Source organism: Pseudomonas sp. B35(2017) (assembly GCF_002113645.1).
GTDB lineage: Bacteria > Pseudomonadota > Gammaproteobacteria > Pseudomonadales > Pseudomonadaceae > Aquipseudomonas > Aquipseudomonas ekonensis.
The window spans coordinates 516789-530847 of the sequence record NZ_NEIZ01000001.1 but is presented as its reverse complement, the minus strand read 5'-3'; the positions used below and the strand labels follow the sequence as shown (position 1 = coordinate 530847).

Annotated in this window: 16 protein-coding genes; 8 read left to right on the top strand and 8 right to left on the bottom strand. The window is 65.3% G+C overall.

Annotated features, from left to right (window positions below):
- The first annotated feature begins 4 nt into the window (after positions 1–4).
- From CAG41_RS02470 to CAG41_RS02455, 4 genes are read left to right on the top strand one after another with little or no spacing between them, the layout of a single operon-like run.
- Positions 5–439 (top strand): DUF4426 domain-containing protein, encoded by a 435-nt coding sequence (locus CAG41_RS02470; RefSeq protein ID WP_085630050.1) that lies wholly within the window; start codon positions 5–7, stop codon positions 437–439.
- The gene (rdgB, locus tag CAG41_RS02465; RefSeq protein ID WP_085706677.1) at positions 436–1032 is read left to right on the top strand and encodes an RdgB/HAM1 family non-canonical purine NTP pyrophosphatase; all 597 of its coding nucleotides are present in this window, start codon (positions 436–438) and stop codon (positions 1030–1032) included. The genes CAG41_RS02470 and rdgB overlap by 4 nt, the downstream gene beginning before the upstream one ends.
- Positions 1029–2234 (top strand): radical SAM family heme chaperone HemW, encoded by a 1206-nt coding sequence (hemW, locus tag CAG41_RS02460; RefSeq protein WP_085580864.1) that lies wholly within the window; start codon positions 1029–1031, stop codon positions 2232–2234. The genes rdgB and hemW overlap by 4 nt, the downstream gene beginning before the upstream one ends.
- A gap of 22 nt (positions 2235–2256) precedes the next feature.
- Positions 2257–2580, top strand: a complete 324-nt coding sequence (locus CAG41_RS02455) for a DUF3392 domain-containing protein (RefSeq protein WP_011336381.1) — start codon at positions 2257–2259, stop codon at positions 2578–2580.
- Positions 2581–2711: 131 nt separating this feature from the next.
- On the opposite strand, the gene trmB is transcribed toward CAG41_RS02455, so the two are convergent.
- The 4 genes from trmB to CAG41_RS02435 all read right to left on the bottom strand — a co-directional run bounded on the left by trmB (position 2712) and on the right by CAG41_RS02435 (position 4954).
- Positions 2712–3437, bottom strand: coding sequence for a tRNA (guanosine(46)-N7)-methyltransferase TrmB (trmB, locus tag CAG41_RS02450; protein ID WP_085580866.1), 726 nt, complete (start codon positions 3435–3437; stop codon positions 2712–2714).
- 9 nt (positions 3438–3446) lie between these two features.
- Complete coding sequence (locus tag CAG41_RS02445) at positions 3447–4241, bottom strand: thiazole synthase (protein ID WP_085630052.1); 795 nt, start codon at positions 4239–4241, stop codon at positions 3447–3449.
- 60 nt (positions 4242–4301) lie between these two features.
- Complete coding sequence (gene thiS, locus CAG41_RS02440) at positions 4302–4502, bottom strand: sulfur carrier protein ThiS (protein ID WP_170929948.1); 201 nt, start codon at positions 4500–4502, stop codon at positions 4302–4304.
- A gap of 71 nt (positions 4503–4573) precedes the next feature.
- Entirely contained in the window at positions 4574–4954 is a 381-nt protein-coding gene (locus CAG41_RS02435) for a DUF423 domain-containing protein (protein ID WP_085580870.1), read from the bottom strand.
- 74 nt (positions 4955–5028) lie between these two features.
- On the opposite strand from CAG41_RS02435, the gene mtgA reads away from it, so the two are divergent.
- A complete protein-coding gene (gene mtgA / locus CAG41_RS02430; RefSeq protein ID WP_085580872.1) occupies positions 5029–5751 on the top strand; it encodes a monofunctional biosynthetic peptidoglycan transglycosylase in 723 nt (240 codons plus the stop codon).
- Between the two features lie 202 nt (positions 5752–5953).
- Here the strand turns inward: mtgA and rpoH are convergent, their stop codons facing one another.
- From rpoH to ftsY, 4 genes are all read right to left on the bottom strand, one after another.
- On the bottom strand, positions 5954–6808 hold the full coding sequence (gene rpoH / locus CAG41_RS02425; RefSeq protein WP_085580874.1) for an RNA polymerase sigma factor RpoH: 855 nt from the start codon (positions 6806–6808) through the stop codon (positions 5954–5956).
- Between the two features lie 112 nt (positions 6809–6920).
- Complete coding sequence (gene ftsX, locus CAG41_RS02420) at positions 6921–7946, bottom strand: permease-like cell division protein FtsX (RefSeq protein ID WP_085580876.1); 1026 nt, start codon at positions 7944–7946, stop codon at positions 6921–6923.
- Positions 7943–8614 carry a cell division ATP-binding protein FtsE gene (ftsE, locus tag CAG41_RS02415; protein WP_085580878.1) on the bottom strand — a complete coding sequence of 224 codons (672 nt, stop codon included), beginning with the start codon at positions 8612–8614 and terminating at the stop codon, positions 7943–7945. Before ftsE ends, ftsX begins: the two co-directional genes overlap by 4 nt.
- On the bottom strand, positions 8611–10218 hold the full coding sequence (gene ftsY, locus CAG41_RS02410; protein ID WP_085706676.1) for a signal recognition particle-docking protein FtsY: 1608 nt from the start codon (positions 10216–10218) through the stop codon (positions 8611–8613). Before ftsY ends, ftsE begins: the two co-directional genes overlap by 4 nt.
- 344 nt (positions 10219–10562) lie before the next feature.
- Here ftsY and CAG41_RS02405 point away from each other — a divergent pair, with 344 nt between their 5' ends.
- The 3 genes from CAG41_RS02405 to rsmD are packed head-to-tail and all read left to right on the top strand — an operon-like array spanning position 10563 to position 14006.
- A complete protein-coding gene (locus CAG41_RS02405; protein ID WP_085630058.1) occupies positions 10563–11918 on the top strand; it encodes a pitrilysin family protein in 1356 nt (451 codons plus the stop codon).
- A complete protein-coding gene (locus CAG41_RS02400; protein ID WP_085706675.1) occupies positions 11911–13398 on the top strand; it encodes a pitrilysin family protein in 1488 nt (495 codons plus the stop codon). The genes CAG41_RS02405 and CAG41_RS02400 overlap by 8 nt, the downstream gene beginning before the upstream one ends.
- The gene (gene rsmD, locus CAG41_RS02395; protein WP_085637022.1) at positions 13398–14006 is read left to right on the top strand and encodes a 16S rRNA (guanine(966)-N(2))-methyltransferase RsmD; all 609 of its coding nucleotides are present in this window, start codon (positions 13398–13400) and stop codon (positions 14004–14006) included. Before CAG41_RS02400 ends, rsmD begins: the two co-directional genes overlap by 1 nt.
- Positions 14007–14059 lie beyond the last annotated feature (53 nt).

Here is a 14059-nt window from a genome sequence, read left to right as displayed (position 1 = left end):
GAACATGGGACGCCTGATTACCACGCTGTTGGCCGCCTGCCTGAGCCTCTCGGCCATGGCTGCCGACGTCATCAAGAGCGAACGCCAGGAAACCTTCGGCGACGTGACGGTGCACTACAACACCTTCAACTCGACGTTCCTGCAACCGGACATCGCCAAAGCTGCCGATCTGATCCGCAGCAAGTATCAAGGCGTGATCAATGTCTCGGTAATCAAGGACGGCAAACCGCTGATCGCCCATGTCACCGGCACCGTCAAGGATCTGACCAGCCAGAGCGTGCCGCTGACCTTCCGCCAGATCACCGAACAGGGCGCGATCTACTACATTGCCCAATACCCGGTGGAACAACAGGAAACCCGCACCTTCGAGATCAAGGTGCAGACCGACGACAAGATCAACACCATCAATTTCAACCAAGAGCTTTTCCCTGGCCAATGATCAATCTCAAGCAACTCGTACTGGCCAGCCATAACGCCGGCAAACTCAAGGAACTCCAGGCCATGCTCGGCGACTCGGTGCAATTGCGCTCGATCGGCGAGTTCAGCAGCGTGGAGCCGGAAGAAACCGGCCTGTCGTTCGTCGAGAACGCGATCCTCAAGGCCCGTAATGCCGCGCGCATCTCCGGGCTGCCGGCGCTGGCCGACGATTCGGGTCTGGCGGTGGATTTCCTCGGCGGTGCGCCGGGCATCTACTCGGCGCGCTACGCCGACGGCAAGGGCGACGCGGCGAACAACGCCAAACTGCTCGACGCCTTGAAGGATGTGCCTGAAGCCGAGCGCGGCGCACAGTTCGTCTGCGTGCTGGCGCTGGTGCGTCACGCCGACGATCCGCTGCCGATCCTCTGCGAAGGCCTGTGGCAAGGGCGCATCCTGACCGCCGCCAGCGGTGAACACGGTTTCGGCTACGACCCGCTGTTCTGGGTGCCGGAGCGTAACGTGTCCAGCGCCGAACTGAGCCCGAGCGACAAGAACCAGATCAGCCACCGCGCCCGTGCAATGGATCTGCTGCGCCAGCGTCTGGGCTTGAAATGACCCGTGATTCTTCTGCGTCGCCACTGATCGTCGGTGGCGCCGCCTCTTCGCCTCGGGCGCCGTTGCCGACGCTGCCGCCCCTGGCGCTGTACATCCACATCCCGTGGTGTGTGCGCAAATGCCCGTATTGCGACTTCAACTCCCACACCGCCAGCCCGGTGCTGCCGGAACAGGAATACGTCGACGCGTTGCTTGCCGACCTGGATCAGGATCTGCACGCGGTGTACGGCCGTGAGTTGAGTTCGATCTTCTTTGGCGGCGGTACGCCGAGCCTGTTCAGTGCCGAAGCACTGGGCCGCTTGCTCGAAGGCGTCAAACAACGCATCCCGTTTGCCGAGGACATCGAAATCACCCTGGAAGCCAACCCCGGGACTTTCGAGCAAGAGAAGTTCGTCGCCTACCGCAAACTGGGGATCAATCGCCTGTCGATCGGTATCCAGAGCTTCCAGCAGGAAAAGCTCAAGGCCCTTGGCCGTATCCACAACGGTGACGAAGCGGTGCGTGCCGCCGGCATGGCGCGCCAGGCCGGGTTCGATAACTTCAACCTCGACCTGATGCACGGCTTGCCGGACCAGTCACTGGACGATGCCCTGAGCGATCTGCGCCAAGCCATCGCGCTGAAGCCGACGCACATTTCCTGGTATCAGCTGACGCTGGAGCCGAACACGGTGTTCTGGAACCAGCCGCCGGTGCTGCCGGAAGACGACACCCTGTGGGACATCCAGGAAGCCGGGCAGGCGCTGCTGGCCGAGCATGGCTACGCGCAGTACGAAGTCTCGGCCTATGCCCAGCCCGGCCGGGCGGCGCGGCACAACCTCAACTACTGGAGCTTCGGCGACTTCATCGGCATCGGCGCCGGCGCCCACGGCAAGCTCAGCCATCCGGACGGGCGCATCGTGCGTACCTGGAAAACCCGCCTGCCGAAGGACTACCTCAACCCGGCCAAAAGCTTTCAGGCCGGCGAGAAGGCCCTGACCGACGACGAAATGCCGTTCGAATTCCTGATGAACGCCCTGCGCCTGACCGCCGGCGTCGAATCGCGCCTGTACCCGGAACGCACCGGCCTGCCGCTGGAGACGCTGGCCGAAGGCCGCCGCGAAGCCGAACGAAGCGGCCTGCTGCAGGTCGAACCGTCACGTCTGGCGGCCACCGAGCGCGGACAACTCTTTCTCAACGACTTGCTGCAGACATTTCTGAGCTGATTTCAGCCCTAAGGAAACCCGCATGGATCTGATACTCGACCTGCTCGCCACCGTCTCCCGGTGGAGCCGCAGCAACCTTTCGGAAATCGCCCTGGCGCTGGTGGGTTGCCTGCTGGTGCTGTTCGGCGCCGACTTCAAGGGCTGGGTCGAGCAACGCCTGGGCAGCATCGCCGGCGCCTTGCGCGTCCCGCTGATGGCCCTGTTGTGCATGATCGGCAGCGGCGCGGCGCTGATCTACGCCACGCCGTGGGTCGTGAAGGGGCTGAGCCAGTTCAACAACTACAGCCTGGCGCCGGTGTTGCTGGTGGTGCTCGTATTGATCGGCGTGGTCGCGGATCGCCGCTGACTTTGAGTACGCCATAAAAACTTGTGGGAGCGGGCTTGCCAGCGATGGGGGCGCAACAGTCGACGATGATGTTGAATGTTATGCCGTCATCGCTGGCAAGCCAGCTCCCACAGGTTTATCTACAGCCTGAGTCAGGACTGCTTTTCGAACTTCAGGTCCCACACGCCATGCCCAAGACGTTCGCCGCGGCGTTCGAACTTGGTGATCGGACGTTCGGCCGGGCGCGGCACGCACTTGCCGTCTTCGGCGAGGTTGCGATAGCCCGGGGCGACATTCATCACTTCCAGCATGTATTCGGCATACGGCTCCCAGTCGGTGGCCATGTGCAGGATGCCGCCGACCTTCAGCTTGCTGCGCACCAGCTCAGCGAAGGACGCCTGAACGATGCGGCGCTTGTGGTGACGGCTCTTGTGCCAAGGGTCCGGGAAGAACAGCATCAGGCGATCGAGGCTGTTGTCGGCCACGCAGCGGTTGAGCACTTCGATCGCATCGCAGTCGTAGACGCGGACGTTGCTCAGGCCTTGGGTCAGCACGCCGTTGAGCAACGCGCCGACACCCGGACGGTGAACCTCCACGCCGATGAAGTCCTGCTCCGGCGCCGCCGCCGCCATTTCCAGCAGCGAGTGGCCCATGCCGAAGCCGATCTCCAGCGAGCGCGGCGCCGAGCGGCCGAACACCTGATCGTAATCCACCGGCGCGTCGGCCAGCGGCAGCACGAACTTCGGCGCGCCCTGCTCCAGGCCGCGCTGCTGGCCTTCGGTCATGCGCCCGGCGCGCATCACGAAACTCTTGATGCGGCGGTGTTGGCGCTCGTCGCCTTCTTCCGTCTGGATTGGCGTGTCGTTCGATTCAGTCATCAATGGCTCTTACTTGATCAGACCATCCAGCGGCGAAGAGGCGCTGGCATAGAGTTTTTTCGGCATGCGGCCGGCGAGGTAGGCCAGGCGGCCCGCGACGATCGCGTGTTTCATGGCTTCGGCCATCATGACCGGCTGCTGGGCGTGGGCGATGGCCGAGTTCATCAGCACGGCGTCGCAGCCCAGTTCCATGGCGATGGCGGCGTCGGAAGCGGTGCCGACACCGGCATCCACCAGCACCGGGATGTTCGCCTCTTCCAGGATGATCTGCAGGTTGTACGGGTTGCAGATCCCCAGGCCCGAGCCGATCAGGCCGGCCAGCGGCATGACCGCGATGCAGCCGGTTTCCGCCAGCTGGCGGGCGACGATCGGGTCGTCGCTGGTGTAGACCATCACGTCGAAGCCTTCCTTGACCAGCGTTTCGGCGGCCTTGAGGGTTTCGATCACGTTGGGGAACAGGGTCTTCTGGTCCGCCAGCACTTCCAGTTTCACCAGGTTGTGGCCGTCGAGCAGCTCACGGGCCAGGCGGCAGGTGCGCACGGCCTCGACCGCGTCGTAGCAGCCGGCGGTGTTCGGCAGGAAGGTATAGCGGTCCGGCGACAGCACGTCGAGCAGGTTCGGTTCGCCCTCGATCTGGCCGAGGTTGGTGCGACGCACGGCGAAGGTGACGATCTCGGCGCCCGAGGCCTCGATGGCCAGACGGGTCTCTTCCATGTCACGGTACTTGCCGGTGCCGACCAGCAAACGCGACTGGTAGGTACGACCGGCCAGAACGAAAGGCTTGTCGCTGCGAACGATGCTCATGGGAAATCCTCTTCAAAGGTGAGGGTCTTGCAGGATGGCCGGGCCACGGGGCCGGCGGGACTAGCCGCCGCCGATGGCGTGCACCACTTCGACATTGTCGCCGTCGTTGAGCGTGGTCTCGGCATGCTGGCTGCGCGGGACGATATCCAGATTGAGCTCGACCGCCACCCGGCGTCCGGTCAGTTCCAGACGGGTCAGCAGGGCCGCAACGGTCTCACCGTCGGGCAGTTCATAGGATTCGCCGTTCAACTGAATGCGCATGCGCGATGCCGCCATCATTTTTAGGGGCTGGCATTCTAGCCCGATCATGACCTAAAGGTCAGCACCAAGCGTCAAGCGGTCAGCGGCAAACGCCAGGCGGCCAGCCCCAGGCACACCCAGCCGACCAGGAAGGCCAGGCCGCCGAACGGGGTAATAATGCCGAGCTTGCCGATGCCGACGGTGGTCAACAGGTACAGGCTGCCGGAGAACAGCAGGATGCCGATGCTGAACGAGACACCGGCCCAGGCGACCAGACGCCCCGGCACCTGGGTGGCCAGCAGCGCCACGCCGAACAGCGCCAAGGCGTGAACCAGTTGATAGGTGACGCCGGTGTGGAAGATCGCCAGGTACTCGGGGGTCAGGCGGCTTTTCAGGCCGTGGGCGGCGAACGCGCCCAGGCCGACACCGGTGAAGCCGAAAAAAGCGGCCAGCATCAGAAAGCTACGCAGCATGAAGAACTCCAGTCAGACTCGGTCGGCAGGGTCTGTATAATGGCCCGCTCATCCGGTTCGGCCAAGCCATCTCTATGCTGCGTTCATTTTTCCGTCGCCTGTCGAAGGCGCTGCTCTGGTTCGCGGGCGGCAGTGTCTTGCTGGTCGTGCTGTTCCGCTTCGTGCCGCCGCCGGGCACGGCGCTGATGGTCGAACGCAAGGTCGAGTCCTGGGTCGACGGCGAGCCCATCGACCTGCAGCGCACCTGGAAACCGTGGGACGAGATCTCCGACGACCTCAAGGTGGCGGTGATCGCCGGGGAAGACCAGAAATTCCCCGAGCACTGGGGCTTCGACATCAGCGCGATCCGCGCGGCGCTGGCCCACAACGAACTGGGCGGCTCGATCCGCGGCGCCAGCACGCTGAGCCAGCAGGTCTCGAAGAACCTGTTCCTGTGGTCGGGCCGCAGCTACCTGCGCAAAGGGCTGGAGGCCTGGTTCACCGCGCTGATCGAAGTGCTTTGGCCCAAGCAGCGGATCCTTGAGGTGTACCTGAACAGCGCGGAGTGGGGCGACGGCGTGTTCGGCGCCGAGGCGGCGGCACGGCATCACTTCGGCACCGGCGCCCGCTCGCTGTCGCGCCAGCAGTCCAGCCTGCTCGCCGCCGTGCTGCCCAACCCGCGGGCCTGGAGCGCCAGCCGCCCGAGCCCGTACGTCCTGCGCCGGGCGAGCTGGATCCGCCAGCAGATGAACCAGTTGGGCGGAGACAGCTATCTGCTGGGCCTGAACGATTCGCGCCGGGCGCCCTGGACCCAGTAAGGCCGACATCGCCAGCAGGCTGGCTCCCACAGGATCCCGCGGCGAACACGAATGCTGCATTCAGCCGCCCTCCCCCATGTGGGAGCCAGTCTGCTGGCGATGGCGTCAGCCCAATCACCGCAGGGCTTCACCTGGACAGGGCCACAAACGAAAACGCCCCGATCATCGCTGATCGGGGCGTTTTCTTATGCCGGGCGGCCGGTCATGCGGCAATCGACGACTTGAGCTTGTTCATCGCGCTTTTCTCAAGCTGACGGATACGCTCGGCCGACACGTTGTACTTCTGCGCCAGGTCGTGCAGCGTGGCCTTCTCTTCCGCCAGCCAGCGCTGGTAGAGGATGTCACGGCTGCGTTCGTCCAGCACTTCCAGCGCTTCGTGCAGGTTGTGGTTGGAGTTGTCGCTCCAGTCGGCGTCTTCCAGTTGACGGGCCGGGTCGTACCGGTGGTCTTCCAGATAGTTGGCCGGCGACTGGAAAGCGCTGTCGTCGTCCGCTTCCGCGGCCGGGTCGAAGGCCATGTCGTGGCCGGTCAGACGGCTTTCCATCTCACGCACTTCCCGCGGCTCGACGCCGAGGCTTTCCGCCACACGGTGGACTTCCTCGTTGTTCAGCCAGGCCAGACGCTTCTTCTGGCTGCGCAGGTTGAAGAACAGCTTGCGCTGGGCCTTGGTGGTCGCGACCTTCACGATCCGCCAGTTGCGCAGGATGAACTCGTGGATCTCGGCCTTGATCCAGTGCACCGCGAAGGACACCAGACGAACGCCCATTTCCGGGTTGAAACGCTTCACGGCCTTCATCAGGCCGACGTTGCCTTCCTGGATCAGGTCGGCCTGAGCCAGACCGTAGCCAGAATAGCTGCGGGCAATGTGTACGACAAACCGCAGGTGGGCGAGCACCATCTGCCGAGCCGCCTCAAGATCCTGCTCATAGTAGAGACTCTCGGCCAGTTCACGCTCCCGCTCCGGCGACAGCAACGGAATGCTGTTGACGGTGTGCACATAGGCTTCCAGGTTCGCACCCGGAACCAACGCGTACGCAGGCTGCAAAGAATTGGTCATGCGAAAAAACCTCCCACTTACATACTCGTGCCATTGGCACTGCGAAAATTGACCGGGAACCGCTGAACAAGTTCCCCTTGAAACCGTGAGGTCAATCACGCGCAAAAAGATTCTACTTCGGCGCCAGCTCCCTGAGATGACGTGCGACTGCAATCCATGCACCGATATAACCCAACAGCACCGCGCCAAGCAAGAGCGACAGACCGTCGGCGACCGGCACGCCGGCCAGCGCGAAATCGCTGCCGTACAGGCCGGCCAGCCCGACCACCGCGTCGTTCAGCCAGTCCAGGCCGAACGCCAGGACACCCCAGGACAGAACCCCCGCACCGAAGCCGTACAACGCCCCCATATAAAGGAAGGGACGCCGCACATAGCTGTCGGTGCCGCCGACGAGTTTAATCACTTCTATCTCTGTGCGGCGGTTTTCGATATGAAGACGAATGGTATTGCCTATCACCAAAAGTAATGCGGAAACCAGCAGCACCGTCAGCCCGAACACGAAACGGTCGCCCAGCTTGAGGATGGCGGCCAGACGCTCGACCCAGACTAGATCAAGTTGCGCCTGCTGTACCTTGGGCAGTTCGGAAAGTGTTTGTCTCAATGCTTCCAGGTTCGCCTTGTCGACTTCCTTCGGCGTCACCAGCACCACGCCGGGCAGCGGGTTTTCCGGCAGCTCGCGCAGGGCCTCGCCCAGGCCGGACTGCTGCTGGAACTCTTCCAGCGCCTGGTCGCGACCGACGTACTCGGCCTCGGCGACGCCCGGCATGCCTTTGATCCGGTCACGCAGCGACTCGCCCTGCTCCGGGCTGGCGTCGAGTTGCAGGTACAGCGAAATCTGCGCCGCCCGCTGCCACGAGCCGCCCAGGCGTTCGATGTTGTTCAGCAGAAGCGACAGGCCCATCGGCAGGCTCAGCGCCACCGCCATCACCATGCAGGTGAAGAAGCTGCCGATCGGCTGCTTGCCGAGGCGGCGCAGGCTGTCGACCCAGCTGGCCCGGTGGCTTTCGAGCCAAGCGCGGAACAGCGTGGCGAAATCCGGGCCGTCATCGTCATGGCTGGCCTTTTTCTTCGGCGGCTGCGGATCGGCGGCCTTGGGGGCCACCCGTTCGGAAACCTTCGGACTGCGAGTCGCGCTCATACGCCGGCCTCCCCGTCGCCGATCAATCGGCCGCGCTGCAAGGTGAGCATGCGGTGACGCATGCGGGCGATCAGGGCCAGGTCGTGGCTGGCGATCAGCACGCTGGTGCCCAGACGGTTGATGTCTTCGAACACGCCCATGATCTCGGCCGCCAGGCGCGGATCGAGGTTACCGGTGGGTTCGTCCGCCAGCAGCAGGGCCGGACGGTGAACGATGGCGCGGGCGATGCCCACGCGCTGTTGCTGACCGGTGGAGAGGTCGCCCGGGTACAGGTCGGCCTTGTCCGACAGCGCCACGCGCTCCAGCGCCGAGTCGACGCGCTTGGCGGTCTCGGCCTTGGACAGCCCGAGAATTTGCAGCGGCAGCGCGACGTTGTTGAACACCGTGCGGTCGAACAGCAGCTGGTGGTTCTGGAAGACCACGCCGATCTGCCGGCGCAGGAACGGGATCTGCGCGTTGCTGATGGTGCTCAGGTCTTGCCCGGCCAACAGCAGCTTGCCGCTGGTGGGACGCTCCATCGCCAGCAGCAGGCGCAGCAAGGTGGATTTGCCGGCGCCGGAATGGCCGGTGACAAACAGGAATTCGCCACGGCGGACACGGAAGCTCAGCTCATGCAGGCCGACGTGACCGTTCGGGTAGCGCTTGCCGACCTGTTCGAATCGAATCATGAACGCTCCCGCTCGGCAAACAAGGCCTGGACAAAGGGTTCGGCTTCAAAGGTGCGCAGGTCGTCGATGCCCTCACCGACGCCGATGTAGCGGATCGGCAGGCCGAACTGCTTGGCCAGGGCGAAGATCACTCCGCCCTTGGCGGTGCCATCGAGCTTGGTCAGGGCCAGGCCGGTCAATGCGACGGTCTGGTTGAACTGCTTGGCCTGGTTGATGGCGTTCTGGCCGGTGCCGGCGTCGAGCACCAGCAGCACTTCGTGCGGCGCGTCGGCGTCGAGCTTGCCGATCACCCGGCGAACCTTCTTCAGCTCTTCCATCAGGTTGTCTTTGGTGTGCAGGCGACCGGCCGTGTCGGCGATCAGCACGTCGATGCCCCGGGCCTTGGCGGCCTGCACGGCGTCGAAGATCACCGAGGCCGAGTCGGCGCCGGTGTGCTGGGCGATCACCGGGATCCGGTTGCGCTCGCCCCAGACCTGCAGCTGCTCCACCGCTGCGGCACGGAAGGTGTCGCCGGCGGCCAGCATGACCTTCTTGCCTTCCAGCTGCAGCTTCTTGGCCAGCTTGCCGATGGTGGTGGTCTTGCCGGCGCCGTTCACGCCGACCACGAGGATCACGTACGGTTTGGCCTGCGAGGCGATCTTCAGCGGCTGCTCGACCGGTTTGAGCATCGCGGCCAGTTCGGCCTGCAGGGATTTGTACAACGCGTCGGCGTCGGCCAGCTCCTTGCGGGCGACCTTCTGGGTCAGGCGCTGAATGATCACCGAGGTGGCCTCGACGCCGACGTCGGCGGTCAGCAGGCGGGTCTCGATCTCGTCGAGCAGGTCGTCATCGATGGCTTTCTTGCCGAGGAACAGGCTGGCCATGCCCTCGCCGATGCTGGCGCTGGTCTTGGACAGGCCTTGCTTGAGGCGGGCGAAGAAACCGGCCTTGGCTTCTTCGGTGCGCGGCGGTTCGGCCGGCGCTTCGACGGCTGCAACGGCCGCGACCGGCGCCACGGCAACCGGTGCAGGTGCAGGTGCAGGTGCAGGTGCAGGTGCAGGTGCAGGTGCAGGTGCAGGTGCAGGTGCAGGTGCAGGTGCAGGTGCAGGTGCAGGCTCGGGCGTTTCGACGGCCGGCGCAACCGGCGCGGCTACGTGAGGCGCTACGGGAGGGGCTACGTAAGGGGTTGCGGGAGGAACGACGGGAGCGGCCGGCTCGGCCACCACCGGCACCTCAGGAACGACCGGCGCCGCCACCGGCTCTGGGGCGAAAGCGGCAGGCGCCGCTGGGATCGGCGGCGTCACGTGGGCCACGGTCTCTTCGACCAGCGCCACCGGCTCTTCCGCCACGGGCAGGGTCAGCCAGGGCTCTTTGGCCGGGGCCAACGGCAGCTCAGGGGCAGCAGCAGGTTCAGGCGCGGCTTGGGCCGACGGCTGCGGCACTGGCTGCGATAGGGGCTCGGCGACCGGCGGGACAACCGGCGTCTCTGGCGCTACGGGTGCCGGGGCCGGCTCAGGCGCGGCCGCCGGCTGTTCGGCCGCCGGCTTCTTGCGCAGCCATCCGAACAGGCTTTTCTTCTCGCCAGCGGCAGCTGGGTTCTTCTTGTCGTCGTTGGAACCAAACATGGAGGACGGCTATCTCACGGTAGCGACGCGCCATCAGGCGCCCCGGCAATTGAATATTCGATGCAGAACAGACTGTGTTTGATCCAGCTTGTTCACGCGCAACCTGTTGTCGAGGCGCCCGCGGCACCTCAAAAGAATCGTCTTAACGAAGGACTAAACCGGCAAAATCGGCGAAAAGGCAAAGTTTAGCTGAGAAACCAAAGCCTTTTGCCGCGAACCCATACAGCCCGAACAAGTCTGCGGACCCGATAGGCGTGGCCGCCGGTAAAACGGATCAGTATCCTAGCACCTCCTCGCCCGCCTAGGCTAAGGCCAAGCGGGCAGCACAACAGGTTTGAAAATCAATGAACGCTCTCGCCCGCCGCGCCGCCGGCCTGCTGCTCGGCACCGTCTGCCTGCCCTTGTCGGCCCTGGCGGCCGACCCGCAACCGACCCATGAATTCACCCTCGACAACGGCCTGAAGGTCGTCGTGCGCGAAGACCACCGCGCGCCCGTGGTGGTGTCGCAGGTCTGGTACAAGGTCGGCTCCAGCTACGAGACCCCGGGCCAGACCGGCCTGTCCCACGCCCTCGAACACATGATGTTCAAGGGCAGCGAGAAAATCGGCCCCGGCGAAGCCTCGCTGATCCTGCGCGACCTGGGTGCCGAAGAGAACGCCTTCACCAGCGACGACTTCACCGCGTACTACCAGGTGCTGGCCCGCGACCGCCTGGGCGTGGCCTTCGAGCTGGAAGCCGACCGCATGGCCAGCCTGCGCCTGCCGCCGGAGGAGTTCGCCAAGGAGATCGAGGTCATCAAGGAGGAGCGCCGCCTGCGCACCGACGACAAGCCGATGTCCAAGGCCTTCGAACGCTTCAAGGCCATGGCCTACCCGGCCAGCGGCTACCACACGCCGACCATCGGCTGGATGGCCGACCTCGACCGGATGACGGTCCAGGAGCTGCGCCACTGGTACGAATCCTGGTACGTGCCGAACAACGCCACCCTGGTGGTGGTCGGCGACGTCACCCCGGACGAGGTGAAGACCCTCGCCCAGCGCTACTTCGGGCCGATCCCCAAGCGCGATGTGCCGCCGGCGAAGAAGCCGCTGGAGCTGGCCGAACCCGGCGAACGCCAGATCACCCTGCATGTGCAGACGCAACTGCCCAGCCTGATGCTCGCCTTCAACGTGCCGAGCCTGTCCACCGCCGACGACAAGCGCTCGGTCAACGCCCTGCGCCTGATCTCGGCCCTGCTCGACGGCGGCTACAGCGGGCGCATCCCGACCCAGCTGGAGCGCGGCGAGGAGCTGGTGTCCGGCGGCGCGTCGAGCTACGACGCCTACACCCGCGGCGACAGCCTGTTCACCCTGTCCGCTACGCCCAACACCCAGAAGAAAAAGACCATGGCCCAGGCCGAGGCCGGCCTGTGGAAACTGCTGGAACAGTTGAAGACCACCGCGCCGTCCGCCGAAGAACTGGAGCGGGTGCGCGCCCAAGTGATCGCCGGCCTGGTGTTCGAGCGCGACTCGATCACCAGCCAAGCCAGCGCCATCGGCCAGCTGGAGACCGTCGGCCTGTCGTGGAAACTGATGGACACCGAACTCGCCGACCTGGAAAGCGTCACCCCGCAAGACATCCAGAACGCCGCCAAACTGTATTTCACCCGCGAACGTCTCAGCGTCGCCCATGTCCTGCCCCTGGAGACGACTCATGAGTGAGCGCAAAACCCCACGCCTGATGCTCGGCCTGCTCGCCGCGGCGCTGATCGGCGCCAGCGCGCTGTACTTCGCCCCCGGCGACAAGACCGGCGCCAGCGAAGCGCTGGACAACGCCAAGTCCAGCCAGAAACTCCAGTCGCTGGCCGAACTGGACGGCAAGGCCCCGGCCAGCCGCAAGCTCGACGTGCAGACCTGGCACACCGCCGAAGGCGCCCGGGTGCTGTTCGTCGAGGCCCGCGAGCTGCCGATGTTCGACATGCGCCTGATCTTCTCCGCCGGCAGCAGCCAGGACGGCAACGCGCCGGGCCTGGCCGTGCTGACCAACGCCATGCTCAACGAAGGCGTGGCCGGCAAGGACGTCAGCGCCATCGCCCAGGGCTTTGAAGGCCTGGGCGCGGACTTCGGCAACGGCGCCTACAAGGACATGGCCATCGCCTCGCTGCGCAGCCTGAGCGCGGCGGACAAGCGCGAGCCGGCGCTCAAGCTGTTCTGCGACGTGGTGGGCAAGCCGACCTTCCCCGCCGACTCCTTCGCCCGCATCAAGAACCAGCTGCTCGCCGGCTTCGAATACCAGAAGCAAAGCCCCGGCAAGCTCGCCAGCCTGGAACTGATGAAGCGCCTGTACGGCGATCATCCGTATGCCCACGCCAGCGACGGCGATGCCCAGAGCGTGCCGAAGATCACCCTGGCGCAGCTGCGCGACTTCCACGCCAAGGCCTACGCCGCCGGCAACGCAGTGATCGCCCTGGTGGGCGACCTGTCGCGCAGCGAGGCCGAGGCCATCGCCAACCAGGTGTCCGCCGCCCTGCCCAAGGGCCCGGCGCTGGCGAAGATCGCCCCGCCGCAGGAGCCCAAGGCCAGCGTCGGCCACATCGAGTTCCCGTCCAAGCAGACCAACCTGATGCTCGCGCAGCTGGGCATCGACCGTGACGACCCGGACTACGCGGCGCTGTCGATGGGCAACCAGATCCTGGGCGGCGGCGGTTTCGGCACCCGGCTGATGAGCGAAGTGCGCGAGAAGCGCGGCCTGACCTACGGCGTGTACTCGGCGTTCAGCCCGATGCAGGCCCGGGGCCCGTTCATGATCAACCTGCAGACCCGCGCCGAGATGAGCGAGGGCACCCTTAAACTGGTGCAGGACGTGCTGGCCGACTACCTCAAGAGCGGCCCGACCCAAAAAGAGCTCGACGACGCCAAGCGCGAACTGGCCGGCAGCTTCCCGCTGTCCACCGCCAGCAACGCCGACATCGTCGGCCAGCTCGGCGCCATGGGCTTCTACAACCTGCCGCTGAGCTACCTGGACGACTTCATGCGCCAGTCCCAGAGCCTGACGGTCGAGCAGGTCAAGGATGCGATGAACAAACACCTGAGCACGGACAAGCTGGTCATCGTCAGCGCTGGCCCGACCGTGCCGCAAAAGCCGTTACCGGCCCCATCTGACAAACCCGCCGAGCAGCCGCTCGGGGTTCCGGAGCATTAATGGCCCAGCAGAAGAAATCCCCCCAGCGCCAACACAACGGCGTGAACCAGCTGCGCATCATCGGCGGCGAATGGCGCAGCCGCAAACTGAGCTTCCCCGACGTCGAAGGCCTGCGCCCGACGCCGGACCGGGTGCGCGAGACCCTGTTCAACTGGCTCATGCCGTACGTGCCGGGGGCCAAGGTGCTCGACCCGTTCGCCGGCAGCGGCGCGCTGTTCCTTGAGGCCCTGTCCCGTGGCGCGGCCATGGGCCAGGCGCTGGACGCCAGCCATGTCGCGGTGTCCAGCCTCAAGGAGCACCTGGGCACCCTGCGCTGCACCACCGGCCAGGTGCAGACCGCCGACGCGCTGCGCTACCTGGAGACCCAGCCGGCCCGCGCGTTCGACCTGGTGTTCCTCGACCCGCCGTTCAACCAGAACCTGCTGCCGGCGGTGTGCGCCCTGCTGGAGGAACGGCAGTGGCTGGCCGCCGATGCGTGGATCTACACTGAAAGCGAAAGCGCGCCGTCGACCCTCGGCCTGCCGGGCAACTGGCGCCTGCACCGCGAACAGAAGTCCGGGCAGGTGCATTACGCGCTGTGGCAGCGCATGGCCCCGGTCGCCGGCTGACAACGCACTGAACACCCTGTGGCGAGGGTGCTTGCTCCGTCGCCACAACAGGG

Excerpts from the sequence above, each read along its gene's own strand:
- thiS (WP_170929948.1), bottom strand. The coding sequence starts at position 4,502 with ATGCGCATTCAGTTGAACGGCGAATCCTATGAACTGCCCGACGGTGAG.
- CAG41_RS02405 (WP_085630058.1), top strand. The coding sequence starts at position 10,563 with ATGAACGCTCTCGCCCGCCGCGCCGCCGGCCTGCTGCTCGGCACCGTC.
- mtgA (WP_085580872.1), top strand. The coding sequence starts at position 5,029 with ATGCTGCGTTCATTTTTCCGTCGCCTGTCGAAGGCGCTGCTCTGGTTC.
- ftsE (WP_085580878.1), bottom strand. The coding sequence starts at position 8,614 with ATGATTCGATTCGAACAGGTCGGCAAGCGCTACCCGAACGGTCACGTC.
- hemW (WP_085580864.1), top strand. The coding sequence starts at position 1,029 with ATGACCCGTGATTCTTCTGCGTCGCCACTGATCGTCGGTGGCGCCGCC.
- CAG41_RS02400 (WP_085706675.1), top strand. The coding sequence starts at position 11,911 with ATGAGTGAGCGCAAAACCCCACGCCTGATGCTCGGCCTGCTCGCCGCG.
- ftsY (WP_085706676.1), bottom strand. The coding sequence starts at position 10,218 with ATGTTTGGTTCCAACGACGACAAGAAGAACCCAGCTGCCGCTGGCGAG.
- rdgB (WP_085706677.1), top strand. The coding sequence starts at position 436 with ATGATCAATCTCAAGCAACTCGTACTGGCCAGCCATAACGCCGGCAAA.
- CAG41_RS02435 (WP_085580870.1), bottom strand. The coding sequence starts at position 4,954 with ATGCTGCGTAGCTTTCTGATGCTGGCCGCTTTTTTCGGCTTCACCGGT.
- rpoH (WP_085580874.1), bottom strand. The coding sequence starts at position 6,808 with ATGACCAATTCTTTGCAGCCTGCGTACGCGTTGGTTCCGGGTGCGAAC.
- trmB (WP_085580866.1), bottom strand. The coding sequence starts at position 3,437 with ATGACTGAATCGAACGACACGCCAATCCAGACGGAAGAAGGCGACGAG.
- CAG41_RS02470 (WP_085630050.1), top strand. The coding sequence starts at position 5 with ATGGGACGCCTGATTACCACGCTGTTGGCCGCCTGCCTGAGCCTCTCG.
- rsmD (WP_085637022.1), top strand. The coding sequence starts at position 13,398 with ATGGCCCAGCAGAAGAAATCCCCCCAGCGCCAACACAACGGCGTGAAC.
- CAG41_RS02455 (WP_011336381.1), top strand. The coding sequence starts at position 2,257 with ATGGATCTGATACTCGACCTGCTCGCCACCGTCTCCCGGTGGAGCCGC.
- CAG41_RS02445 (WP_085630052.1), bottom strand. The coding sequence starts at position 4,241 with ATGAGCATCGTTCGCAGCGACAAGCCTTTCGTTCTGGCCGGTCGTACC.
- ftsX (WP_085580876.1), bottom strand. The coding sequence starts at position 7,946 with ATGAGCGCGACTCGCAGTCCGAAGGTTTCCGAACGGGTGGCCCCCAAG.